Genomic DNA, 23135 nt, shown 5'->3' with positions numbered 1-23135 from the left:
TATGGCTAGTACTCCACTGCTTTCAATTCAGGATCTCAGCGTCGCTTTCCGTCAGGGAGAGCAGTTGAATCAGGTGGTCAACGGCTTGTCGTTGCAGATAGAAAAAGCGGAAACGTTGGCCTTGGTGGGTGAGTCCGGCTCCGGCAAAAGCGTGACCGCACTGTCGGTGCTGCGGCTGTTGCCTTCGCCGCCGGTGGTCTATACCGGGGGGGATATCCTGTTCAATGGTAGCTCGTTGCTGCATGCGCCGGAAGCCGAATTGCGCAAAGTGCGCGGCAACCAGATTTCGATGATTTTTCAGGAGCCTATGGTGTCGCTCAACCCATTGCACACCATTGAGAAACAACTGGCGGAAGTGTTGGCTTTGCACCGTGGCATGCGGCGCGACGTAGCGCGCGGGGAGATTATTCAGTGTCTGGATCGCGTCGGTATTCGCAACGCCAAAGGCCGGTTGAAAGACTATCCGCATCAGCTCTCCGGCGGCGAACGCCAGCGGGTCATGATCGCCATGGCGGTATTGACCCAGCCAAAACTGCTGATTGCCGACGAACCGACCACTGCGCTCGATGTGACCATTCAGGCGCAGATCCTGCTGCTGCTGAAAGAGCTGAAGCAAGAAATGGGGATGGGGCTGCTGTTTATCACTCATAACCTGAATATCGTTCGCCGCCTGGCGGACAATGTGGCGGTGATGCGCAACGGCCAATGCGTAGAGCAGAACAGCCGGGCGGGCCTGTTCAGCCAGCCGCAACATCCCTATACCCAGCAACTGCTGGCAGCGGAAAATGTCGGCGATCCTCTGCCGTTGCCGGCGGACGCCGCCCCGCTGCTGAAAGTGGAAAACTTGCAGGTCAGTTTCCCGATCAAGCGCGGCTTGTTGCGCCGCACGGTTGACCATCATTACGCGTTGAAAGGACTGAGTTTTGAGCTGAAGGCCGGGGAAAGCGTTGGATTGGTGGGGGAGTCGGGGTCGGGTAAAAGCACCACCGGGCTGGCGCTGCTGCGTCTGTTGAGCGCCAGCGGCGCTATCTGGTTTAACGGCCAACCGCTGCACCAGTTCAGCCTGAAACAGATGCTGCCGTACCGCAGCCAGATACAGATCGTGTTTCAGGATCCCTACTCCGCGCTGAACCCGCGACTGAGCGTGTTGCAAATTATCGCCGAGGGGCTGGAGGTACATCAGAAATTGAGCGCCGAACAGCGTGAACAAAAGGTGATGGAAGCCTTGCAAGAAGTGGGGCTGGATCCCGCCCTGCGCCACCGCTACCCTACCGAGTTTTCCGGTGGCCAGCGCCAGCGCATTGCTATCGCACGGGCGCTGATTCTGCAGCCGCAGTTGCTGATTCTGGATGAGCCGACCTCATCGCTGGATAAATCGGTACAGGCGCAAATCCTGACGTTGCTGAAATCTCTGCAACAACGCCATCGGCTGGCATATCTGTTCATCAGCCATGATTTGCAGGTAGTACGCTCACTGTGCCATCAGGTGATCGTATTGCGCCAGGGAGAAGTGGTTGAACAGGGCGACTGCCAGACGATCTTTAACTCGCCTGCCGCCGCTTATACGCAGCAGTTGTTGCAGTTGGCCGATTAGCGGCGGGGGTCAGAAAGGATATTGCGCGCTCAGTGGCTCGGCGATGGCGGCGCCAACGTTTTTTAACCGGCATAAGGTAGCGCTTTCATCGCTGCGGTGCACAAACAGGCAAGCTTCCCCTTCCCACTCCACGATGGCGCAATCGACCTGAATCTCCTGCAAAGACAGCTTAAGCTGTTGCATAACCTGCCAGGCGTCCGCCCCTTCATGGCTGAGCAGTTTCAAGCCAATCAGATTGTTATCTTCGTCTATCCCGCTAAGCGGAATCGGTTCAACCTTGATGCCGGTAAAACCTGATAGCCAACGATAACTTTGCGGCAAGCGATGCACTACCGAAAGTTGGATACTATCCACATGAAATCCCTAGTTTGAAAAGTGAAACAGTTTTTACCTGACAGGGTAACTAAGTTATAGCCGTTGAGAACCGACTCTGCCGAGTGTACATGTTATTTAAATGTAAAATTTGTCACAACTTATTAACCGTACCCTGCGCTTGCTGATATCGTGCTGTTTTGGTGCGCCGCACGGTGTCATTTCACGGCATTTTGCGACTCAGCTCGCATTTTTGCGTTATATGTAACCCTTTCCCGCCACGATCTCAACTCTTTTTTCTTGCAATGCGGTTACTTTTCACTCTTTATAATTTTACATTGCAGAAACATTTAACTTCGCCCTTCAAGGTAAAAAATCGATTTAATTCATTGATTTTAAATAGACAAAACAAAAATCAAACACCCCATCCCGGCAAAGATACCGTGCGGAACCTCTGTAATTATCGTTTCTCAACCTGCGCTTTTTTTAACAAAAAGCACACAGATTGCACGCCAAGCATTTAATTAGCGTACTTATATTTAGCAACAAAATCTGCATTGCCAACGGGATTGATGAGAGTGCGCTGAAAAGAATGGAATAACCCAGGCTCAGCACTAAGCCGGCCTGGGTTATTCAGAGATAAATCGCGGAAGGATCAGGCAAGGTTGCTGCGTGGACGGCTGGCATACAAATAGAACAGCACCGCTACGATACTGCACAGCGCCATGGAAGAGACCATCGGCCAGGCGCTCTTGCCTGGCGCCATCGACAGTACCGCCCCGACCAGAGCGCCGATGCTGAAACGCAGCGTACCGGCCAACGAGGACGCCGTACCCGCCATATGCGGGAAATCATCCAGGATCACCGCCATGGCGTTGGACGAAATCATGGCGATGCAGCCCAGATAGACCGCCACACCGAGCACCAACGCCCAGAAGCCCAGGCCGATGGCACTCACCGCCAGCAACCACAGCCCCATCGCCAACTGAACCAACAAGCCCAGCCGGAACATTTTGATCGCCCCCCGCCGCCGTACGTTGCGGCTATTGACCAAAGTTGTCAGGAACAAAAACACGATATTCAGCGCAAAGTAGTAACCAAAATGCTGCGGCGAAACGTTATTCAATTCGATATACACGAACGGCCCGGCGCTGAGGAACGAGAACATGCCGGCGAACGAGAAGGCGCTGGCCAACATATAACTCAGCACTCGCTTGTGGCGGAACAGCGAAGCAAAATTGCCCAACGTGGTGCGCAGATGGAATTTCTGCCGCCGCTCTTTCGGTAGCGTTTCTTTAATAAAGAACGCCACCAGCAGCGAACCGATCAGCGCCGCTGCGCCCATGGTCCAGAAAATCGCATGCCAGCTGAACCACAGCAGCAGCGCACCGCCGATCATCGGCGCCAGCAAGGGTGCAATGGTCATCACCAGGATGACAAACGACATCATGCGCGAAAACTCGTCCTTGGTGAACATATCGCGCATCAGGGCGTTAATCACCACGCTGGCCGCCGCCGCCGACAGGCCGTGCAGGAAACGCAGGTTGATCAACTGCTCGATCGACTGCGCCATGGCGCAAGCGCCGCCGGCAATGGCGAAGATCAGCGTCCCCCACAGGATCACCGGCTTGCGCCCTATGCTGTCCGACATCGGCCCATAGAACAGCTGCCCCAGGGCAAAACCGAGCATATAGGCGCTGAGCGTCATCTGCACGCTGCCCGACTCGACGCCGAACTGCTTGGCTATCACCGGCATACTGGGCAGATACATGTCGATAGCCAGCGGCATCAGCATGGAAAGCAGGCCCAGAATAAAAATCAAACCGAGGTGAGATGACCGGTTCTGTTGCACGTTCAACGATTCCTTAATCAGCCGCAGCCGTTAGTCCTGCAAATGTGGTGCGCCCACGCTGGCGATTTCTTCTTCAGTCAGCGGGCGGTATTCGCCCGGAGCCAAATCTTCATCCATCACGATGGCGCCAATCCGCTCGCGGTGCAGTTCGACAACCCGGTTGCCAACCGCCGCGAACATGCGTTTCACCTGGTGATAGCGCCCTTCGCTGATGGTCAAACGCACCAGAGTGTCTTCAATTTTTTCCAGTTGTGCCGGACGGGTCAGATCTTTTTCATTATGCAACTGCACGCCTTCGGCAAACTGCTGTGCGGTATCTTCCGCCAGCGGATGCTCCAGCGTGACCAGATAGGTTTTCTCACAATGATGTTTCGGTGAGGTGACGCGGTGCGACCACTGCCCGTCGTCAGTCATCAGCACCAGGCCAGTGGTGTCGATATCCAGCCGACCGGCGGCGTGCAATTTATAAGCGACCGGTTCATCGAGGAAATACAGCACCGTCGGGTGATCGGGATCGTCCGTAGAGCAAACGTACCCCTGAGGCTTGTTGAGCATGAAATAGCGTGGGCCGCTCAGCTGCTGCAGCGGGTTGCCGTCAAACGCCACCTCCTGCTCCGGGGTCAGTTTGACAGCCCCGCTCTTCACCACTTCACCGTCCACGGTGACGCGTTTTGCCCGAAGTTCACGCGCTACCAGCGCGCGGCTAACACCTAACTGCTGAGATAAAAACTTGTCCAGTCGCATTGAATCTGCTTTGCCTGTCGTTGTTATGATCGCATTGATCGTATTGCTAAAATATGACGCCCGCCGTTGCACCAGGTGCAACAGGGCAGGTTCGGAGAGGGGGAAACAGCGATTACTGTGACGGGAGTATAGCGGCGGAAACGGCCCCCTGACAGAGGTAATTTCCGCACTTCTCGCACCGCATGCGCTCACAAGGCATAATAATAGAAATTTTTTAGCCGCCTGAGGAGTAAAATGTCACTGTTTCTGTGGGTTCAGATGTTGCAAAACATGTTCCCGGCGGCCCATTTCAACCAACGGCGTTAATTCATGGCCTTTACTCTACGCCCCTACCAACTGGAAGCGGTCGAAGCCACCATCAAACATTTCCGCCAGCATTCTCAACCGGCGCTGATTGTGCTGCCGACCGGTGCAGGCAAAAGCCTGGTGATCGCCGAACTGGCGAAGCGCGCACGCGGCCGGGTATTGGTGCTGGCCCACGTGAAAGAGCTGGTGGCGCAAAACCACGCCAAATACTGCGCCTACGGGCTGGAGGCGGATATCTTTGCCGCCGGGCTGCAGCAAAAAGACAGCGCCGGCAAAGTGGTGTTCGGCAGCGTACAGTCCGTGGCGCGTAATCTGCCGTTGTTCGACGGCGCATTTTCCCTGCTGATTATCGACGAGTGCCACCGCATCAGCGATGACGATGACAGCCAGTACCAGCAAATTATTCAGCACCTGCAAAAATCCAACCCGCAGTTGCGGCTGTTGGGGCTGACCGCCACGCCTTACCGGCTGGGTAAAGGCTGGATTTATCAGTATCACTACCACGGCTTTACCCGCGGCGATGCCGGCAGCCTGTTTCGCGACTGCATTTATGAACTGCCGCTGCGCTACATGATCAAGAACGGTTATCTGGTGCCGCCGGAACGGCTCGACATGCCGATTGTGCAGTACGATTTCAGCCGCCTGGAGGCCAGAAGCAACGGCCTGTTCAGTGAGGTAGACCTCAACCGCGAGCTGAAACAGCAAAATCGCATCACACCGCACATCATCAGCCAGATCGTCGAATATGCCGAAACGCGCAAAGGGGTGATGATTTTCGCCTCCACCGTTGAGCATGCTCGTGAGATCCACGGCCTGCTGCCGGCCGGTGAGGCCGCGCTGGTCAGCGCCGAAACGCCGGCCGCCGAGCGGGATGCGTTGATTGAGGCGTTCAAACAACAACGGCTGCGCTATCTGGTCAACGTGGCGGTGTTGACCACCGGCTTTGACGCGCCGCATGTCGATCTGATCGCCATTTTGCGCCCCACCGAATCCGTCAGCCTTTATCAGCAAATCGTCGGCCGCGGGTTGCGGCTGGCTCCCGGCAAAGAGGATTGCCTGATCCTCGACTACGCCGGCAACCCGCATGACCTGTTTACGCCGGAGGTGGGCGTCAGCAAACCGCACAGCGACAGCCAGCCGGTACAGGTATTTTGCCCCGGCTGCGGCTTCGCCAACCTGTTCTGGGGAAAATGCACCGAAAATGGCGACATCATCGAGCATTACGGCCGCCGCTGCCAGGGCTGGCTGGAAGACGATGATGGCCATCGAGAACAGTGCGACTACCGCTTTCGTTTCAAGAGTTGCCCGCACTGTGGCGCAGAAAACGACATTGCTGCGCGCCGCTGCCACCAGTGCCAGGAAGTGCTGGTCGATCCCGACGACATGCTGAAAGAGGCGCTGAAACTGAAGGACGCATTGGTTCTGCGCTGCGGCGGTATGGAGTTGCAAAGCGGACGCGATGAAAAAGGCGAGTGGCTGAAGGCCACCTATTACGATGAAGACGGCACCAGCACCAGCGAGCGTTTCCGCCTGCAAACGCCAGCACAGCGCAAAGCCTTCGAGATGCTGTTTCTGCGCCCGCATCAACGCGCGCCGGGGGTGCCGTTCAGTTGGCAAACCGCAGCCGACGTGCTGGCCCAACAGACACTGTTGCGTCATCCGGATTTTGTCGTGGCGCGCAAACGTGGGCAATTCTGGCAGGTACGGGAAAAAGTGTTCGATTATCAAGGCCGCTTCCGCCGGGCCAACGAGCTGTATTGATGCCCGCATCGCGCAGATTCGGGAGGTTTCCATTGCCCTGCCGACGGCTTTCCGTTAAAATGCCGCCCGCTTTAGCTGGGTTCGCCCGGTGCTAAAGTGGTTTATCGAACCTGTTACTGGGTCGCCTTAACAGGGTAAATTTTCTTTTAAGAGAAAAAACAATGTTCACTATCAATGTACAAGTACGTAAAGACCAGGGTAAGGGTGCGAGCCGCCGCCTGCGTGCAGCTAACAAATTCCCAGCTATCGTTTACGGTGGCGAAGAAGCTGCAGTTTCCATCGAATTAGACCATGATTCTGTAAAGAACATGGAAGCTAAACCAGAATTCTACAGCGAAGCAGTAACTCTGGTTATCGACGGTAAAGAAACCAAAGTTAAGGTTCAGGCTGTACAGCGTCACCCGTTCAAGCCAAAACTGACCCACATCGACTTCGTTCGCGCGTAATCGCAACGTATTCGAGCTTTTCGGGACGCCGAAGTAGAAAACGCCGCAATTGCGGCGTTTTTTATTGTCTGCGATTCGGCAAAGGTTACTTGTTGCCGCCGTTTAACCGGCGTTGCAGCTGATCGCGCAGGTTCGGCGGCGTGCCCTTAATCGTCAGCGTATCCGTTGCCGCATCCCAGAACACCCGTTCTCCCAACAGCATGGCGTCAAAGTTCATGCTGATGCCGCCGCCGCTGCCGGCGAACTTGGTCAACTGGCGCAGAGTGCCGCGATCGGCCGGGAAGCTGTCTTCCAGTTGATAGCCCTGTTCGCTGGAGAATTGCAGGAAATCTTTCTCGCCCACCGGCGCGATCTCTTTCGACAGTTCCTGCAGCTCGATTTCCTCGCCGGCCTGCAGCTGTTCGTTGCAATAGCTGTAAACCTGCTGGCGCACCGACTGGCGCTCATTTTTATCCAACTGGGCGTCGGCGCAATAGTCGTCAACCGCCTGCAGCAAGCCCCGGTTCTGCGCTTTGGTGTCCAGCCCTTCGGCCGCCGCCAGGAAATCCATAAAGAAATCGGACACCTTGCGCCCCACCCGGCCTTTCAGGAAGGTCAGGTAACGGGTGGACTCCGGGTTGGTTTCCCATTCGGTCAGATCGATGCGCGCCACGATATCGGCGTGGTTGATGTCCAGATAATGGGTGGTGTTGATATCCAGCTCCTCGTTAACGCGTGAACTGTTGCGGCTGTTGAGCACCGCAATCAGCAAGTACTCTGTCGACAGGTAGCGGTACTGGCCGAACAGCACCACGCCGCCTTCGGCAAACGGGTACTTGCCCAGCTCATCGCGCAGACGGCCGGTTGCCGCGCGACTGAAGGCCAGAAAATCCTTATCGTCCTTGCGGCAGGTGCGCAGCGCATCCGCCAGCTCACTGCCTTCATTGAACAGGCCATAAGCCTTGCTCTTGGCACTGTAGACACGATGCAGTTCCTCCATCATCTCTTCCACCGCCGCATTGGTGGGAAGAAGAGAGTCGCGCAGCACCACGTCCAGCGTTTGTTCGTCGCGTTTTACCAACTGGTGCAGAGCGATCTGGTCGATATCCAGACTCATGATAAATCCTCCTGTTCTTTGAGCGCGTATTCAAGCACCGAAGGCTTCGCCCTGCAACTGTAAAGCGGGATCGGCAAACGATCGTTACCTTAACGGCTACCACGCTATAAAAGAGCGGAAAATCACGGCTCTATACGGTAAGATATGGGACTTTGTCAGGCTTTGAGCGCAATTTTTATGCCACAATCATCCCGTTACAGTGACGAACACGTTGAACAACTGCTCTCTGAGCTGGTCAATGTTCTGGAAAAACACCATACTCCCACCGATCTTTCTCTGATGGTGCTGGGCAACATGGTAACTAATCTGATCAACACCAGCGTTGCTCCCGCGCAGCGGAAGACGTTGGCAAGATCGTTTGCAGAAGCTCTGCAAGCTTCTATTCGTGAAGACAAAGCGCATTAATAATTAATTATGGTGACAAACCGTCAGCGTTATCGTGAAAAAGTCTCCCAGATGATTAGCTGGGGGCACTGGTTCGCCTTATTCAATATTCTGCTCGCCCTCGGGCTGGGCAGCCGCTATCTGTTTGTCACCGACTGGCCCTCCTCCCTGTTGGGCCGGGTTTATGCCCTGGTCAGCTTGCTGGGGCATTTCAGCTTTATCGTTTTCGCCGGCTACCTGTTGGTGATATTCCCGCTGACCTTTGTGGTGATGTCACAGCGGCTGCTGCGGCTTATTTCCGCCGCGCTGGCCACGACCGGGCTAACGCTGTTGCTGGTAGACAGCGAAGTGTTCACGCATTTCCACCTTCACCTTAACCCGGTGGTGTGGGAACTGGTGGTCAACCCGGATCAAAGCGAGCTGGCGCGCGACTGGCAACTGATGTTCATCTGCGTGCCCGTTATCTTCCTGGTGGAGATGTTGTTTGGCACCTGGAGCTGGCAAAAGCTTCGCAGCCTGAACCGCCAACACTTTGGCAAGCCGTTGGCCGTGCTGTTCATCAGCGCCTTTTTTGCCTCGCACCTGATTTATATCTGGGCCGACGCCAATTTCTATCGCCCGATCACCATGCAGCGAGCCAACCTGCCGCTTTCCTACCCCATGACCGCACGTAAATTCCTTGAGAAACACGGCCTACTCGATCCACAAGAGTATGAGCGCCGTTTGGTGCAGCAGGGTAATCCGGAGGCCGTAGCGGTGGAATATCCACTCAACGATCTCAGCTACAACGACAAAGGCAGCGGCTATAACCTGTTGATGATCGTCGTAGATGGCGTTCGCGCCCAGGATATGACGAAGGATATGCCTGCCCTCACCCGCTTCGCGCAGGAAAACGTTCGCTTCAGCGATCACTACAGTTCGGGCAATCATGCAGATACCGGCCTGTTTGGCCTGTTCTACGGCATTTCGCCGACCTATTTGGACAGCATTCTCGCCGCGCGCAAACCTTCTGCCCTGGTGAACGCACTTAGCGCCCAGGGTTATCAGTTTGGCCTGTTCTCGTCCGACGGCTTTAACGCCAGCCTATATCGTCAGGCACTGTTGACCGACTTCTCGTTGCCGACGCCAAGCAGGCAAAACGATGCAGTCACCACTCAACAATGGCAGAATTGGCTGGCCGATCAGAACAACAAGGCTCCGTGGTTCTCCTACATCAACTTCCGTGGCGCTGAACCGGCAGCCAATGAAAAAACACCGGCCCCGGCCGACTTTATTCAACGTTACCGCGCCGGTGCGCAGGATGTGGACACGCAGATTGCGGAGGTGCTCAGCACGCTGAAAGCCCGTGGCGTTCTGGATAAAACGGTCGTGGTGATTACCGCAGAACACGGCGTTGAATTTAATGACAGCGGCAAAGGCTACTGGGGTGCTGGCAGCAGTTATAACCAACAGCAGCTGCAAGTGCCGCTGGTTATCCACTGGCCGGGTACGCCAGCTCAGACCATCAATAAGCTGACCGGCCATAACGATGTGATGCGCACGCTGATGCAGCGTTTACTGCACGTTAAAACGGCCCCTAACGATTACTCGCAAGGTGAAGATCTGTTCACCGCACAGCGCAAGAATAACTGGGTCGCCACCGGTGATAACAACCTGTTGATCATCACTACGCCAACACAAACCCTGGTGCTGGACGGCAATGGCACTTATCGCGCGTACGATAAAAACGACAAAGAAATAAAAGACGAGAAACCGCAGCTTACCCTGCTGTTGCAGGTGCTGACTGACGTTAAACGCTTCATTGCCAACTAACTGCTTAAAATACAAGCAATCAGGCGCTGCTACTCTTGCATTGATTTTGGTTAAGGGTAGTATAATTTGCCATAGCGTCGGCATGTAGCGCAGCTTGGTAGCGCACCGTCATGGGGTGTCGGGGGTCGGAGGTTCAAATCCTCTCATGCCGACCAAACATCCTTAAAGAAACCAACCCTTTGCGGTTGGTTTTTTTATGCCTGCAATTTGTATGTAACGCCCCCCGGCAACCCCATCTACATAACAATAGTCAGTGCCAAATTCAGACATTGCCCCTGTAAACTATCTAAATATGCCATGCTATACTGACAAAAATTCACCTGAATATGGGTAGTTGTTAATGAAATATTGTTCAGAGGGGCTTGCCAATGCAACCTGCTAAGAAATGGTCGCAGGAGCTGGAAGGGTTACGTGGTCTGGCTTCTTTATGGGTCGTTTTGGGCCATATCTGTATATTAACCAGCTTTCGCTTCCCCATACTTTCAGATCCTGGAATCGGGGTTGATCTATTCATCTTGCTTTCTGGCTACCTGATGGCTAAAAATTATGTGGAGCGTAAAGAGAAAGAGCCCTGGACTGAAAGTGCAACCTTCAAGAAATTTTGGCTACGCCGTTTCTTCCGTATTGCCCCGCTTTACTATGTATTACTCATTTTTGCTATTGGTTTTGGCAGTTATTTTGGTGAAGCTCGGGAAACCATCAGCAGTTTTTATAGCGCAACCCAAACTGATAGTTCGCGCTATAGCGATAACTCGTTCTTAAACATTTTTACCCATGTAACGTTTATGTTTGGCTTTCTGCCAAGTTTTTCATTTAATACCGTGCTGCCAGACTGGAGTATAGGGCTGGAAATGCAGTTCTATTTCCTTTTCCCATTCATAATGTTAGCAGTAATGCAGTTAGGCTTCGCGCGGGCCTGTTTGACCGTGATTGCACTGTGCATGATTGCTAAACAGTTGTTGCCTAATTACTTTTCCTCGTTCCCTATGCCATCAATGATACTGATAAAGTTGCATCTTTTTATAGCTGGCATGTTTATTTCTGAAGCTATACGCGGAAAAAGCTTTAAATATGTGTTTTTTGCCTTGGCCACAGCTTGCGTCAGTATTTATATGCAAGATAGTTTTAACAAGATCCGTTTTCTGGCTGAAATTGGCATGCTCTTGATGTTGGCTACGATTCTTTGGCCAAGAGTTGAAGGAAGTCTCTGGGCCAATGTACTGCGTTTCCCTCGCTGGATACTGACCAATAAGATTAGCGTCTTTATGGGGGATGTTTCCTACTCTGTGTATCTGCTGCATCTGTTAATAGTTCTTCCTGTCATCGCTTTCCTGCTGTCAAATCCCCAATTTTCCGGGTTGCCTTCCATAGCAAGATTTATGACTGCATCTATTATCATTTTACCCATAACTTATGGGGTTGCAGTGTTTCTCTATAAATTTATCGAAAAACCGGGTATCAAACTGGGCAAAACAATTATTAGCCGTAAGCTGACCAAAGCCATTGTCTTGCCGTAAAAACAAAGGTAGATGATTCAATATCCCCCCCTGTAATATGTACAAGGGGGGGTAGATAAACCCAGTAAGTTTTCTCCCAATCGATGTCGGTTTAACGATACTGATTAAAAAAATGAAATAAAAAACCCCAGCAATCATTTAGATTGCTGGGGTTTAAGACGTGCTAAACGTCAGTATAACTTAATATGGTGCCGGCTACCGGAATCGAACTGGTGACCTACTGATTACAAGTCAGTTGCTCTACCAACTGAGCTAAGCCGGCTAAATTTGGCGGAAGGACAGAGATTCGAACTCTGGGAGCTGTTACACTCGACGGTTTTCAAGACCGTTGCCTTAAACCACTCGGCCATCCTTCCAATGGGCGCAGATATTAACGATACCGTTATGAAATGTCTACCGTTTCATGCAAAAAAATGCAGTAAAAAGCGCGTTTGCTTAAACTTCATGCGACTGGCGGTTAAAAAATGAAAAACCCCGCCCAAGCGAGGTTTTATTGTTCAGCGCAATGGGGCTTATTTAGGCTGAGAATCGTAGTCTGAACAGGTCTGATATCCTTTGTTCATCACGTGACCGGTGTCGCTGTAACTGACAAAATAGGTTTGCACTTTACCGTCGCGCGGCGCCACAGCGTAGGTGTCGCATGTGCCCTTCGCATTAACCAACGTTGCAGAAGTTGACGGTGGGCCGGCAATTGCCCGCACCTGCTGTTTTGTCATCCCTACTTTTACATCGCTTACCACAGGTTCCTTCACGTAACTGGCGGCCCTGTCGTAAGCGGTACAGCCGGCAAGAATGGAAAATGTCGCGGCGGTGCAAATGGCTAAAACCAGCTTATTAGTCATGGCTTGTCCTCTTGATGTACGTTTATTGTACTCTAAGTGTAGAAGAGGAAAGGCTTTTCTACAAACGTCACTTTGTCGATAGGTGCGGTTCACGTCGCCGCGCCATCAGAAACCGTAATAGATCGCACAGTAAAAAGGCCAACAGGCTAACGCCCATCACCGGCAGGCAAACGCCCAGTAGCAACGTGAGGCTGACGATCAGCAACAGCGGCCCTTTGGGCGTTTTGCGCAGCAACATAAAGGGTGAGCGCAGCGGTTTACGCACTGCCCGAGTGGGCCGGCCGCGCCACCACATCAAATACCCCATCACCACCATCGCCACCAGCCCGGCAGCGAAGGCCACCAACACCAGCTCATTTACCAGACCGAACAAGATACCCATATGCAGATCGATACCCCAGCGCGTCAATTTGGCTGCCAGCGGATACTGTTCGAACCTGACCAGATCAACGATCGCCATCGTCGCGGGATCGATTGCCACGGCATCAACCTGCGTCGGCCACCGGCGATCGATCTCCATCACCGCCCAAGCCTGGCCCGCCGTTGCCGGTTGCCTGATTTCAACCCTGCCGGCATCAATGCCTGCCGTACGTGCGACAGCCAGCGCTCTGTCATACATGGCACTGTCCTGAGGCGACTCAGCCATTGTCATGTGCATCTTGTGGCCACGGTGTTCGGCATGATCATCAGCAGGCAGTGCGCTCTGCCCACCCACTGCCGTAGACAACGAGGGGGTCGCCCAGCCCAGTTGCTGTCGCAACACGCTGATATTCTCACCGGCCCACTGCGACCAGGTCAGCCCGGTGGCGGAAAAGAACAACAGGCCGATGAGCAACAGCACGCCGCTTTTCTCATGCAGCCAACGTAAACCTTTACGCCCTGGCCTCGTCTGTTTGCGCTTGCGCGCGCCCCAGAGCATCAATCCCCCGAGCGCCGCAATCCACAGCCAGGACGCTGCCAGCTCGCTATAATTGCGACCAAAATCCCCCAGCAGCAAACTGCGATGAAATTGATCCAACCAGGTGCGCAGCGGCAATATGCCACTGGTGCCATAAACCGTCATTGCGCCATGCGTTTGCGCGGTCACCGGATCGACAAACACCGCCAACCGTTCAGAGGCCTTTAATCCCGCAACGTCAAACAACACACGAGTATTCTCGCCTTCGCCAGGTGACGGCCTCACCGCCGAAAGCGAAGCCTGCTGCGGTGCTGCCGCCTGAGCGGCGGTTATCTGGCGTTCTAACGGCAGCGTCGGCCCGGTGCTGTCGTTAAATAGCTGCTGGGCATACAGGCGGGATTCAATTTGCGGCGTCAATGCGTAAAATATTCCACTCACTGCGGCAATAAGTAAAAACGGCCCCACAAACAGACCAATATAGAAATGAATCCGCATCATCAACGGAATAAACCAACTGCAGGTGGTTACCTGCTGATTAATATTCTGCGCAGCCGCAGGCGACGCAGAAGTGCGTTCAGACATGATAGGTTATCCGTGGTCAAATAGAATAATGGCGAAATCTACCCGAATTATTTTCATTTAACAAACAGATTTCTTCTCTGTTTAGCTTAATTCTCATTAATGTTACAATGCGGGCACAATTACCGTCATCATCAATCATTTCTCCTCTGACTCTGGAAGACCTTCCTGGTGAAACTGTCCACTCAACATATGCGTACTCTGGCCTGGCTGGGCTTATTCGCTATGTTGATGGTTTTCATCGCGCCGTCCATCTCCTCGCATCTCTCGAAAAACAATATCAATAACATAGAGATGACTATGAATATGCCGATGAGCGGGGAGCATGACGAGCATATGGCGATGATGAATCATCAGCCAGAGGACAGCCCGCCCGCAGGCCACGGCATGGCGGATATGGCCTCCGGCGCCTGTTTTGACCTCTGCGGCTATTGCAGCCTGTTACATCACAACCCGCCGCTGATGGCCCTGATACCTGCGGCACCGCCCCTGTCGATTCAATGTGCCCCCCGTCTCATTCACGCTATTTACCTCGTTATTACTCTGGCCACCTTTCCATTTTATCAAACACGCGCCCCACCGTTATTTCCACCTTCAGCACAGCCACTTTAATTTATATGCTTATTTATTCAGGCAGGGTTTATTACGCCCGAAATAAAATAGCCTAAAACGTAATTAACTTTTACTTTCCAGATTGAAATCCCTTCAATTATTTCTGCGCACAGGTTAGAACTGCGGCCCTATTATCAGTAAACGCGATCAGAAGCCAAAGTCACTCAGGGCCGGAATATCATCCGGTCGGCGGCCAAGCGGCCAATGGAATTGACGATCCTGCTCACGGATCGGCATATCGTTGATACAGGCATGCCGGTTAATCATCTGGCCGTCCGGATTAAACTCCCAGTTCTCGTTGCCAAAGCTGCGGTACCAGTTGCCAGAATCATCGCGCCATTCATAGGCAAACCGCACTGCGATACGCGCGCCATCGAACGCCCAAAGCTCCTTAATCAACCGGTACTCCAGCTCTTTAGCCCACTTGCGCTGCAAGAACTTGCAGACCGCCTCCCGGCCATCAACGAACTCAGCCCGATTGCGCCAATGGGTATCTACAGAATAAACCTGAGATACACGTTCAGGATCGCGGCTGTTCCAGGCATCCTCCGCCAAACGGACTTTCTCGATGGCTGATTCACGGGTAAATGGCGGTAACGGGGGTTTAATGCTCATTGTTCACCTCTGGGCTTGGGATTAAGTAGACAGGTTTGTCTACTCAATTAAGCTAGCGCATGTAGACAGAGTTGTCTACAATCGATCCGATAAATAATTCATGAGGTGCTCTGATGTCTGTTACAACCAGCATTTTGCCTGCGCGCCAGCGTATCCTGCTGACGGCGCACGATCTGTTTTACCGTGAAGGTGTACGAGCGACCGGTATCGATCGCATCATCAGCGAATCTGGCGTAACAAAAGTGACGTTTTATCGGCACTTCCCCAGTAAGAACGATCTGATCGCAGCGTTTTTAGCCTATCGCCATGAGCAGTGGCTGGCCTGGTTTAACCCATCTCTGGAACGGCATGTTGCAGAGCAAGGCAATGTGCTGTCTGCTTTAACGCCCTGCCTTGCTGAATGGTTCAACGACCCGCACTACCGCGGTTGCGCTTTTATCAATACGGCGGTGGAATTAGCGGATATGCTGCCGGAAAGTCTGAACATCGCACGGCAGCACAAAGAGCAGATGGCCGACGCAATTGCACGCCACCTGCCTGTCGGCCCGCGGCAGGAACAGCAAGCGGCAATGCTGGCGATGTTGATAGACGGGGCGATCGTCAAAGTGCAAATTGAGCAGCAACCACAACAGACATTGCTGCTGATGAGTGGAATGCTTGAGGCGTTGGCGCTAGCCTGGCTCGATCAATAATTGGCCCAGATCCCCGGCGTCACCAGCTCCAGCAGGTGGCCGTCGGGATCGCGGAAATAAATACTCTCCCCGCCGTGTTCCCAGGTCATCCGCCCTTCTATCTCTATACCATGCGCCGTCAGATGCTGCTCCCAATGCGGTAACTGTTCTTTCGCCACCGCCAGCCCGATATGCAATGGCCCGTTGCCGTCATGCGGAGGAATATACCCTTCCGGATAATGGGCCCCCTTAAGCGAGTCGCCTTCAATAAACAGCAGCAATACGCTTTGTTCGCCCACGTTGTAGGCACGAAAACGCTCGTTGGCCACCATCGCCGGCAGCTTTAACACCTGTTGGTAAAAAGTGTCGGCGCGTTCGATATCGCGCACATACAGGACCGTTTCAATAACCCGATCTATGCTGAGCTCCATACTAACCTCCTGAGGTGTCTATCTATATAGGTAGAGCTTAGTCACACAAGGGGGCAGTGAAATAGCAATCCGTGCCGGGCAAATATCCATTTGTGCCTAATCGCAGGCAAAAAAAACGCGACCCGAAGGCCGCGTGGTCACTTTCACACTTTGTTGCTTAGAACTGGTAAACCAGACCCAAGGCAACCACGTTGTCGGTGTTGATGCCGGCAGCTTTGGTGAAATTGTTGTCATCCAGAAGGTTGATTTTGTAATCAACGTAAGTGGACATGTTTTTGTTGAAGTAGTAAGTCGCACCCACGTCAACATACTTCATCAAATCCTGATCGCCGTAACCTCGGTCGATGTCCTTGCCTCGCGACTGGAGGTAAGCCACGGACGGACGCAGGCCAAAGTCAAACTGGTACTGTGCAACAACTTCGACGTTTTGCGCTTTGTTGGCGTAGCCGTAAACAGTGCTGCCACTGCTGCCGAAACGGGTAGCGTTGTAAGACTGGGTGTACATCGCCGCCAGGTAAACGTTGTTGGCGTCATATTTCAGACCGCCGCTGTAGGCTTCGGCTTTATCGCCACGGCCTAGGATGTTGCTGTAGTTGCCGTTCATACCATTTTGGTCGTTCGTACGATCGGAAGAGAAGTAAGCGGCTGCAGCGCTGATGCCATAGCCCAGATCGTAGGACGCAGACATGCCATAACCGTCACCGTTCTGCGCCAGCACGTCGCGACCGTTATTGGATTCGGTCGCGCTGTCATTTTTACCTTGGTATTGCAGGGCAAAGTTCAGGCCATCGACCAGGCCGAAGAAGCCGGTATTACGGTAGGTCAGCACGCCGTTGGTGCGCTGGAACATGAAGTTATCTGCACCGTAGGTGTCACCGCCGAACTCCGGCAGAACGTCGGTCCATGCGCCGATGTCATACAGTACGCCATAGTTACGGCCGTAATCCAACGAGCCGTAGTCGCCAAATTTCAGACCGGCGAAACCGACACGGGTAAAGTTATTGTTATCTTCGCTTTCCGCACGATTGAGGTTCGCCTGATATTCCCACTCGCCATAACCGGTCAGTTGATCGCTGATTTGGGTTTCGCCGCGCAGACCAAAACGCATATAAGACTGGTCGCCGTCGGAATTCTTGTTGTCGGAGAAATAGTGAAGACCATCGATTTTACCGAACAAATCCAGTTTATTTCCGTCTTTGTTGTAAATTTCCGCCGCGCCTGCAGTGCCTGCAACCAGCAGAGCGGGTACTATCAGAGAGAGTACTCGAAGTTTCATCGTTATTATCCTCATTAATTATGTCGAGCTATGGCCACTGCCCTTCTGAGCATTATTAGCACGACTGTGCATTACCATTCTGGTAACAGGGGTTATATTAATCCAGAAAGAAAATGATACCAAGTACCCAATAGTGTTTCATTATAATTAACAAATGATTCGAAATGTAAATATGCGCGAACTTCCACAAAACATTACAGACAAAACAAATACAGCACATAATGATAAAAAATACATTAATTGATATAAAATCATGTAGTTATACAAAAATATAAGAAAAAAAAGATAGCCATACAAAAGTAATCGACAATAAGCACATTGTGCCAAAAGCATCCCATCCAACTGGCGCTATAATTGCGCCGCTATCATCATTATTTTCATTATTACCTTCATTATCTATACGATAATTTTTATCCATTTCGACCGGCTTCTGGCCGGTTTTTTATTTATTCATGCACCGACACCCTCCTTCAATCGCATTTTTTGCCAAGAAATAATAACCCATCGATATCATTACCCTAATTAACTGCAGCACAAATCGCTAACATTTCTCATTGGCTGCAGTTTAATCGCATTATTTAAAAAGTATTCGATTGCTTAAATGGCGTTTTTTTTTCAGCACGACCTACGCTCAACCCATTTGTCTACCAGACAGCAAAAATACCCTGCAACAAGAAGACGGTCGAAGATATTTCAATCCGATGAAACGCTATAGCAGCCCCCCCCGCCCTGGCCGATGCCCCCCGACGGCAGCGCGAATCCTTTCGACCCGGATCGCGGATTGTGATAAAAACAGTCCATTACTTTCAATCAGCACTTCCATAACAGATTCTGATGCCCACATGACTTCTACCCTGTGCAATGAACAGCAAAAACCCGGTGTCCCGGCACAGATTGCCACGCGCCTGGCCTTTTTTGTCGCCGGTTTCGGCATGGCCGCCTGGGCGCCGCTAGTGCCCTTTGCCAAAGCACGTATCGGTATTGATGATGGGTCGCTGGGTTTGCTGCTGCTGTGCATCGGTGCCGGTTCCATGCTGGCCATGCCGCTGACCGGTTATCTGACCGGTAGGTTGGGTTGCCGACCGGTGATCCTGCTCGCCGGCCTGGCGTTGTGCATTGATTTACCCTTGCTGGCGCTGATGGACAGCACCGGCGGCATGGCGCTGGCCTTGTTGCTGTTTGGCGCAGCTATCGGCATGATCGACGTAGCGATGAATGTGCAGGCCGTGGTGGTCGAGCGTGCCAGCGGCAAGGCGATGATGTCCGGCTTTCATGGTTTCTTCAGCGTCGGCGGCATAGCCGGTGCCGGCGGTGTCAGCGTGGTGTTGTGGCTCGGGCTGTCGCCCTTGTTGGCAACGCTGATTATCGTACTGACCATTGCAGCCCTGCTGGCGCTCGCCAGTCGCAATTTACTGCGCGAGAGCGGTGGCGAAGAAGGTGGACCCCTGTTCGTGCTGCCGCGCGGCTGGGTGATGTTTATCGGCATCCTGTGCTTTATCATGTTCCTGGCGGAAGGTTCAATGCTCGACTGGAGCGCCCTGTTCCTCACCACCCTGCGCGACGTAGCAAGCAGCCAGGCCGGTTTAGGCTACGCGCTGTTTTCCATTGCCATGACCATCGGCAGGCTGAATGGCGATCGCGTGGTGAACTCCCTGGGCAGGTATAAGGTGCTGTTGCTCGGTAGCCTCTGCGCGGCCATTGGCCTTAGCCTGGCGATTGTCTTCAACAACGCGATGATTTCGCTGGTTGGCTTTATGCTGGTTGGATTGGGCGCTTCCAACGTGGTGCCGATCCTGTTCAGCGCGGCGGGCAACCAGCATGATATGCCGGCAAACCTGGCCATCGCTTCAGTGACCACCGTAGGCTATGCCGGCATTCTCGCCGGGCCGGCGCTGATTGGCTTCATCGCCCAGTTCTTCAACCTGACGGTGGCTTTTGCCTGCGTCGCCGTATTACTCCTGGCGGTTACCGCCAGCGCCAGAGCCGTAACCCGTTGATTCAGGAATGTGCAGTCAACTATGCAAAACAAACAACTGACGATTAGCTCAAGCAATATTACCCGCTTCTTCCTGTTATTTACCGTCCTGCTGACGATTGCCATCGGCCTGTATGGCTACAACTACACCAACGCCTGGCTGGCGGAGAAAAAGTACGCGCTGAACAGCATCGCCAACGGCCTGCAAAAACGCGTAGACAACTATCGCTATATCACCTACCAGATCTACGATAAGTTCGGCACGGTCTCTTCTTTAAGTCCCGATCCCAGCTTGCAGGAAACCCGGCTACGCCCGGATGTCTATTATGTAGAGAAACCGCACAAAAAAACCGATGCGGTGATTTTTGGCAGCCACGACGACAGCACGCTGGCCATGATCGCCAGAATTTCGGATTACCTGGATACCCGTTGGGGCGCCAAATCTGAAAGCTACGCCATGTATTATCTTAATGGCCAGGATAACAGCCTGAGCCTGATCACCACTCAACCGCTGAAAGAGCTGGCCTCACGCTTCAGGGAAAGCTACCTGACATCGTCGGCGGAGGATCGTCGGGCAGAAATGCTGCAACAGGCCAACATGCTCGACGAACGGGAAAGTTTCTCCAGCTTGCGCAAACAGCGCTTCCAAAACGCCTACTCATTTTCAATCCGCACCACTTTTAATCAGCCGGGGCACCTGGCTACGGTCATTGCTTTCGATCTGCCGATCAACGACATCATTCCGATTAATATGGCGCGTTCCAACTTTATGTTGCAGCCCGATGATACCGATTTGGACGACGGCACTCTGCCGGTGGAAACGACCACCAACGCCAGCGTATCCTTGACCTCCAGTTGGGTGGAGTTCAGTGCTCCGCTGCCGAATGCGCCGCTGAAAGTGGTTTACCGCGTATCGGCCCTAAACCTGGCGATTGACCTGCTGCGTAACAATGTGTGGTTGGTCGCCATCAATCTGCTGCTGTTGGTGCTGTCGATGATCGGCATTTACTCTATTCGTCGCCAGTACATCCGGCCGAGCGAAAGCATGGCGGTTGAACTGGAGGCCGAACGCGCGCTGAATCAGGAAATCATTGCCAGCCTGCCTTCCGGCCTGCTGGTGTACAGCTTCGCCAGCAATACGGTGATCGCCAGCAATAAAATTGCCCAACATCTGCTGCCCCACCTCAGCCTGCAAAAAATCGCCCATATGGCCGAGCAACATCACGGCGTCATTCAGGCAACGGTCAACAATGAGGTGTACGAAATTCGCATCTTCCGCAGCCAGCTATCGCCGGAAACTTACCTGTTCCTGCTCAACGATCAGGACAAGGAAGTGATGGTGAATAAAAGGCTGCAGCAGGCCCGCCGCGAATACGATAAAAACGTGCAGGCGCGTAAACTGATGCTGCATAACCTGGGTATCGAACTGAACCAACCGGTGCGCCAAATGCACGATCTGGCCGATCGCCTGCGCACCCAGCCGGATGAGGAACAGCAACAGACGCTGCTGAACCAATTGGTCGAGGAATCGGCATCGGTGTTGGGGTTGATCGAGAACATCACCTTGCTTACCCGCCTGGAAACCCAGGACTGGCAGCCTTCGCGCCAACCTTTCAACCCTGCCGCTCTGATAGATGAGCTGCTGCTGGAAGCCTTGCCGGCCATCAATCAAAAAGGTCTGTCGTTGTTCAACCATGTCAATCTTGACGTCGAACAACACTATATCGGCGACGCAAACGCGCTGCGTAAAATGATCTCACTGCTGGTCCATTACGCCATCATCACTACCGCTTGCGGCAAGATTTCGCTGGTGATCGACCATGAGCCGGAACACCAGGATCGCCTGGTATTCCATATCAATGACACCGGCTCGGGCATTTCCAACGAAGAAATCAGCAACCTGAACTATCCGTTCCTCAGCCAAACGTTGGTGGATCGCTTTAATCATGGTTCTGGCCTCACCTTCTTCCTGTGCAACCAGCTATGCAAAAAGCTCAACGGACAGTTGGACATCCGCAGCAAGGTAGACATCGGGACTCGCTATACCATCCGCGTGCCGATGGAAATGGAGAAAAAGGACACCGAAGCGCAGGAGAAACTGCTCGACGGCGTGACCGCGCTGCTGGACATCACCTCCGAAGAGGTGCGCGGTATCGTCACCACCTTGCTGCACGCTTATGGCGCGAGCTGCATCATTGCCGACGACCGCCAGGTTAATCGCGACTACGACGTGCTGCTGACCGATAATCCGCAAAGGGCCGACGACTATACCCTGCTGCTGGCCAGCGATGAGGCCGGGTGGCAACAGCTTGAAAAGCGTTATATTCGGGTAAACTATAACCTGAGTGGCGCAATGATAGACGCCGTGCTGATGCTGATCGAACAGCAAATGGCCGCGCTGGAACAGGAAGAAATCGCGCTATCGCTGACTACCGATGACATCCAACTCTATGAAAAACAATTGAAATCAAGTGATTACTATGGCCTGTTCGTTGATACAGTACCCGATGATGTCAAAAAACTGTATACTGAGGCGGGCAGCAGTGATTTCAATGCTCTGTCACAGACAGCACACCGCCTGAAAGGCGTGTTTGCCATGTTAAATCTGCTTCCCGGCAAGCAACTGTGTGAATCGTTAGAACAGCACATCGCAGACGGTGATGCGCTCAAGATCGAGAATAACATCAGTCAGATTGATTTTTTCGTCAGTAGACTGCTGCAGCAAGGTAGCCAACAACATGAATAACCTGAACGTAATTATTGCTGATGACCATCCTATCGTACTGTTTGGCATCCGGAAGTCACTTGAGCAAATTGAATGGGTGAATGTCGTTGGGGAGTTTGAAGACTCGACAGCGCTGATCAACAATCTGTCCAAACTGGACGCTAACGTACTGATCACCGACCTTTCGATGCCGGGTGATAAATATGGCGACGGCATCACGCTGATCAAATACATCAAACGTCATTATCCGCAATTGTCGATCATCGTTCTGACCATGAACAACAACCCGGCAATTTTGAGCGCCGTGTTGGATCTGGACATCGAAGGCATCGTGTTGAAACAGGGTGCGCCAACCGACCTGCCGAAAGCGCTGGCCGCGTTGCAAAAAGGCAAAAAATTCACGCCGGAAAGCGTCTCCAAACTGCTGGAGAGAATCAGCGCCAGCGGCTACGGTGATAAGCGTCTGTCTCCGAAGGAGAGCGAAGTTTTGCGCCTGTTCGCCGAAGGTTTCCTGGTGACCGAGATCGCCAAGAAACTCAACCGCAGCATCAAAACCATCAGCAGCCAGAAGAAATCGGCCATGATGAAGCTGGGTGTCGAAAACGATATCGCGCTGCTCAACTACCTCTCCTCCGTCAGCATGGCGCCGCTGGATAAAGAGTAAAACCGTCACGGTTAACCGAGGGC

At 53.0% G+C, this 23135-nt stretch carries 21 protein-coding genes and 3 tRNA genes; 12 read left to right on the top strand and 12 right to left on the bottom strand.

The window, feature by feature from the left end; translation table 11 throughout:
• Position 1 precedes the first annotated feature (1 nt).
• Complete coding sequence (gene yejF, locus SPL01S_RS00380) at positions 2-1594, top strand: microcin C ABC transporter ATP-binding protein YejF (RefSeq protein ID WP_063196861.1); 1593 nt, start codon at positions 2-4, stop codon at positions 1592-1594.
• A 9-nt stretch (positions 1595-1603) separates the two neighbouring features.
• On the opposite strand, the gene SPL01S_RS00375 is transcribed toward yejF, so the two are convergent.
• The 3 genes from SPL01S_RS00375 to rsuA form a co-directional block, all read right to left on the bottom strand.
• A complete protein-coding gene (locus SPL01S_RS00375) occupies positions 1604-1948 on the bottom strand; it encodes a YejG family protein (protein ID WP_004947098.1) in 345 nt (114 codons plus the stop codon).
• Between the two features lie 613 nt (positions 1949-2561).
• Positions 2562-3758: a Bcr/CflA family multidrug efflux MFS transporter gene (locus tag SPL01S_RS00370; RefSeq protein WP_062868061.1), complete on the bottom strand. Its 1197-nt coding sequence runs from the start codon at positions 3756-3758 to the stop codon at positions 2562-2564.
• 30 nt (positions 3759-3788) lie between these two features.
• On the bottom strand, positions 3789-4502 hold the full coding sequence (gene rsuA, locus SPL01S_RS00365) for a 16S rRNA pseudouridine(516) synthase RsuA (RefSeq protein ID WP_004947102.1): 714 nt from the start codon (positions 4500-4502) through the stop codon (positions 3789-3791).
• Positions 4503-4811: 309 nt separating this feature from the next.
• Here rsuA and radD point away from each other — a divergent pair, with 309 nt between their 5' ends.
• On the top strand, positions 4812-6569 hold the full coding sequence (radD, locus tag SPL01S_RS00360; protein WP_062868062.1) for a DNA repair helicase RadD: 1758 nt from the start codon (positions 4812-4814) through the stop codon (positions 6567-6569).
• A gap of 161 nt (positions 6570-6730) precedes the next feature.
• On the top strand, positions 6731-7015 hold the full coding sequence (gene rplY / locus SPL01S_RS00355) for a 50S ribosomal protein L25 (protein ID WP_004947109.1): 285 nt from the start codon (positions 6731-6733) through the stop codon (positions 7013-7015).
• Between the two features lie 85 nt (positions 7016-7100).
• On the opposite strand, the gene yejK is transcribed toward rplY, so the two are convergent.
• The gene (yejK, locus tag SPL01S_RS00350; protein ID WP_004947114.1) at positions 7101-8111 is read right to left on the bottom strand and encodes a nucleoid-associated protein YejK; all 1011 of its coding nucleotides are present in this window, start codon (positions 8109-8111) and stop codon (positions 7101-7103) included.
• 177 nt (positions 8112-8288) lie between these two features.
• On the opposite strand from yejK, the gene SPL01S_RS00345 reads away from it, so the two are divergent.
• The 4 genes from SPL01S_RS00345 to SPL01S_RS00330 all read left to right on the top strand — a co-directional run bounded on the left by SPL01S_RS00345 (position 8289) and on the right by SPL01S_RS00330 (position 11824).
• Positions 8289-8516 carry a YejL family protein gene (locus SPL01S_RS00345; RefSeq protein WP_006317912.1) on the top strand — a complete coding sequence of 76 codons (228 nt, stop codon included), beginning with the start codon at positions 8289-8291 and terminating at the stop codon, positions 8514-8516.
• Between the two features lie 9 nt (positions 8517-8525).
• The gene (yejM, locus tag SPL01S_RS00340; RefSeq protein WP_063196859.1) at positions 8526-10307 is read left to right on the top strand and encodes an LPS biosynthesis-modulating metalloenzyme YejM; all 1782 of its coding nucleotides are present in this window, start codon (positions 8526-8528) and stop codon (positions 10305-10307) included.
• Positions 10308-10385: 78 nt separating this feature from the next.
• Positions 10386-10462: transfer RNA gene (locus tag SPL01S_RS00335), tRNA-Pro, on the top strand.
• Between the two features lie 213 nt (positions 10463-10675).
• Positions 10676-11824: an acyltransferase family protein gene (locus SPL01S_RS00330; RefSeq protein ID WP_063196856.1), complete on the top strand. Its 1149-nt coding sequence runs from the start codon at positions 10676-10678 to the stop codon at positions 11822-11824.
• 186 nt (positions 11825-12010) lie between these two features.
• Here the strand turns inward: SPL01S_RS00330 and SPL01S_RS00325 are convergent.
• From SPL01S_RS00325 to SPL01S_RS00310, 4 genes are all read right to left on the bottom strand, one after another.
• Positions 12011-12086: transfer RNA gene (locus tag SPL01S_RS00325), tRNA-Thr, on the bottom strand.
• Between the two features lie 6 nt (positions 12087-12092).
• Positions 12093-12180, bottom strand: a tRNA-Ser gene (locus SPL01S_RS00320).
• A 156-nt stretch (positions 12181-12336) separates the two neighbouring features.
• Positions 12337-12666 carry an osmotically-inducible lipoprotein OsmE gene (osmE, locus tag SPL01S_RS00315; RefSeq protein ID WP_063196854.1) on the bottom strand — a complete coding sequence of 110 codons (330 nt, stop codon included), beginning with the start codon at positions 12664-12666 and terminating at the stop codon, positions 12337-12339.
• A 67-nt stretch (positions 12667-12733) separates the two neighbouring features.
• On the bottom strand, positions 12734-14146 hold the full coding sequence (locus tag SPL01S_RS00310) for a PepSY-associated TM helix domain-containing protein (protein ID WP_063196852.1): 1413 nt from the start codon (positions 14144-14146) through the stop codon (positions 12734-12736).
• A 168-nt stretch (positions 14147-14314) separates the two neighbouring features.
• Here SPL01S_RS00310 and SPL01S_RS00305 point away from each other — a divergent pair, with 168 nt between their 5' ends.
• Positions 14315-14755 (top strand): DUF2946 domain-containing protein, encoded by a 441-nt coding sequence (locus SPL01S_RS00305; protein WP_063196849.1) that lies wholly within the window; start codon positions 14315-14317, stop codon positions 14753-14755.
• Between the two features lie 147 nt (positions 14756-14902).
• Here SPL01S_RS00305 and SPL01S_RS00300 read toward each other — a convergent pair whose 3' ends face one another.
• Complete coding sequence (locus tag SPL01S_RS00300; protein WP_004947138.1) at positions 14903-15370, bottom strand: nuclear transport factor 2 family protein; 468 nt, start codon at positions 15368-15370, stop codon at positions 14903-14905.
• A 113-nt stretch (positions 15371-15483) separates the two neighbouring features.
• Here SPL01S_RS00300 and SPL01S_RS00295 point away from each other — a divergent pair, with 113 nt between their 5' ends.
• Positions 15484-16062, top strand: a complete 579-nt coding sequence (locus tag SPL01S_RS00295) for a TetR/AcrR family transcriptional regulator (protein WP_063196847.1) — start codon at positions 15484-15486, stop codon at positions 16060-16062.
• Here SPL01S_RS00295 and SPL01S_RS00290 read toward each other — a convergent pair.
• From SPL01S_RS00290 to SPL01S_RS25070, 3 genes are all read right to left on the bottom strand, one after another.
• Positions 16056-16472, bottom strand: a complete 417-nt coding sequence (locus tag SPL01S_RS00290) for a VOC family protein (RefSeq protein WP_063196845.1) — start codon at positions 16470-16472, stop codon at positions 16056-16058. The two genes, SPL01S_RS00295 and SPL01S_RS00290, sit on opposite strands and share 7 nt — an antisense overlap.
• A 157-nt stretch (positions 16473-16629) precedes the next feature.
• Positions 16630-17748, bottom strand: a complete 1119-nt coding sequence (locus SPL01S_RS00285; RefSeq protein ID WP_013813857.1) for a porin OmpC — start codon at positions 17746-17748, stop codon at positions 16630-16632.
• 259 nt (positions 17749-18007) lie between these two features.
• The gene (locus SPL01S_RS25070) at positions 18008-18166 is read right to left on the bottom strand and encodes a hypothetical protein (protein ID WP_006326773.1); all 159 of its coding nucleotides are present in this window, start codon (positions 18164-18166) and stop codon (positions 18008-18010) included.
• A 424-nt stretch (positions 18167-18590) separates the two neighbouring features.
• Here SPL01S_RS25070 and SPL01S_RS00280 point away from each other — a divergent pair, with 424 nt between their 5' ends.
• Genes SPL01S_RS00280 through rcsB form a run of 3 tightly spaced genes read left to right on the top strand, consistent with a single transcriptional unit; the run spans position 18591 to position 23112 of the window.
• Positions 18591-19745 (top strand): MFS transporter, encoded by a 1155-nt coding sequence (locus SPL01S_RS00280; protein WP_063196843.1) that lies wholly within the window; start codon positions 18591-18593, stop codon positions 19743-19745.
• 21 nt (positions 19746-19766) lie between these two features.
• Positions 19767-22469, top strand: coding sequence for a phosphotransferase RcsD (rcsD, locus tag SPL01S_RS00275; protein ID WP_063196840.1), 2703 nt, complete (start codon positions 19767-19769; stop codon positions 22467-22469).
• A complete protein-coding gene (rcsB, locus tag SPL01S_RS00270; RefSeq protein WP_004947156.1) occupies positions 22462-23112 on the top strand; it encodes a response regulator transcription factor RcsB in 651 nt (216 codons plus the stop codon). Before rcsD ends, rcsB begins: the two co-directional genes overlap by 8 nt.
• Positions 23113-23135 lie beyond the last annotated feature (23 nt).

The organism is Serratia plymuthica NBRC 102599, assembly GCF_001590925.1.
Lineage (GTDB): Bacteria > Pseudomonadota > Gammaproteobacteria > Enterobacterales > Enterobacteriaceae > Serratia > Serratia plymuthica.
The sequence above is the reverse complement of the archived record's forward strand: the minus strand, read 5'-3'. Positions and strand labels throughout refer to the sequence as shown.

What these genes read in the sequence shown, in the direction of transcription:
- yejF (WP_063196861.1), top strand. Translation starts at nt 2, where the DNA reads ATGGCTAGTACTCCACTGCTTTCAATTCAGGATCTCAGCGTCGCTTTC.
- rsuA (WP_004947102.1), bottom strand. Translation starts at nt 4,502, where the DNA reads ATGCGACTGGACAAGTTTTTATCTCAGCAGTTAGGTGTTAGCCGCGCG.
- radD (WP_062868062.1), top strand. Translation starts at nt 4,812, where the DNA reads ATGGCCTTTACTCTACGCCCCTACCAACTGGAAGCGGTCGAAGCCACC.
- rplY (WP_004947109.1), top strand. Translation starts at nt 6,731, where the DNA reads ATGTTCACTATCAATGTACAAGTACGTAAAGACCAGGGTAAGGGTGCG.
- yejK (WP_004947114.1), bottom strand. Translation starts at nt 8,111, where the DNA reads ATGAGTCTGGATATCGACCAGATCGCTCTGCACCAGTTGGTAAAACGC.
- SPL01S_RS00345 (WP_006317912.1), top strand. Translation starts at nt 8,289, where the DNA reads ATGCCACAATCATCCCGTTACAGTGACGAACACGTTGAACAACTGCTC.
- yejM (WP_063196859.1), top strand. Translation starts at nt 8,526, where the DNA reads ATGGTGACAAACCGTCAGCGTTATCGTGAAAAAGTCTCCCAGATGATT.
- SPL01S_RS00330 (WP_063196856.1), top strand. Translation starts at nt 10,676, where the DNA reads ATGCAACCTGCTAAGAAATGGTCGCAGGAGCTGGAAGGGTTACGTGGT.
- osmE (WP_063196854.1), bottom strand. Translation starts at nt 12,666, where the DNA reads ATGACTAATAAGCTGGTTTTAGCCATTTGCACCGCCGCGACATTTTCC.
- SPL01S_RS00310 (WP_063196852.1), bottom strand. Translation starts at nt 14,146, where the DNA reads ATGTCTGAACGCACTTCTGCGTCGCCTGCGGCTGCGCAGAATATTAAT.
- SPL01S_RS00300 (WP_004947138.1), bottom strand. Translation starts at nt 15,370, where the DNA reads ATGAGCATTAAACCCCCGTTACCGCCATTTACCCGTGAATCAGCCATC.
- SPL01S_RS00295 (WP_063196847.1), top strand. Translation starts at nt 15,484, where the DNA reads ATGTCTGTTACAACCAGCATTTTGCCTGCGCGCCAGCGTATCCTGCTG.
- SPL01S_RS00290 (WP_063196845.1), bottom strand. Translation starts at nt 16,472, where the DNA reads ATGGAGCTCAGCATAGATCGGGTTATTGAAACGGTCCTGTATGTGCGC.
- SPL01S_RS00285 (WP_013813857.1), bottom strand. Translation starts at nt 17,748, where the DNA reads ATGAAACTTCGAGTACTCTCTCTGATAGTACCCGCTCTGCTGGTTGCA.
- SPL01S_RS25070 (WP_006326773.1), bottom strand. Translation starts at nt 18,166, where the DNA reads ATGGATAAAAATTATCGTATAGATAATGAAGGTAATAATGAAAATAAT.
- SPL01S_RS00280 (WP_063196843.1), top strand. Translation starts at nt 18,591, where the DNA reads ATGACTTCTACCCTGTGCAATGAACAGCAAAAACCCGGTGTCCCGGCA.
- rcsD (WP_063196840.1), top strand. Translation starts at nt 19,767, where the DNA reads ATGCAAAACAAACAACTGACGATTAGCTCAAGCAATATTACCCGCTTC.
- rcsB (WP_004947156.1), top strand. Translation starts at nt 22,462, where the DNA reads ATGAATAACCTGAACGTAATTATTGCTGATGACCATCCTATCGTACTG.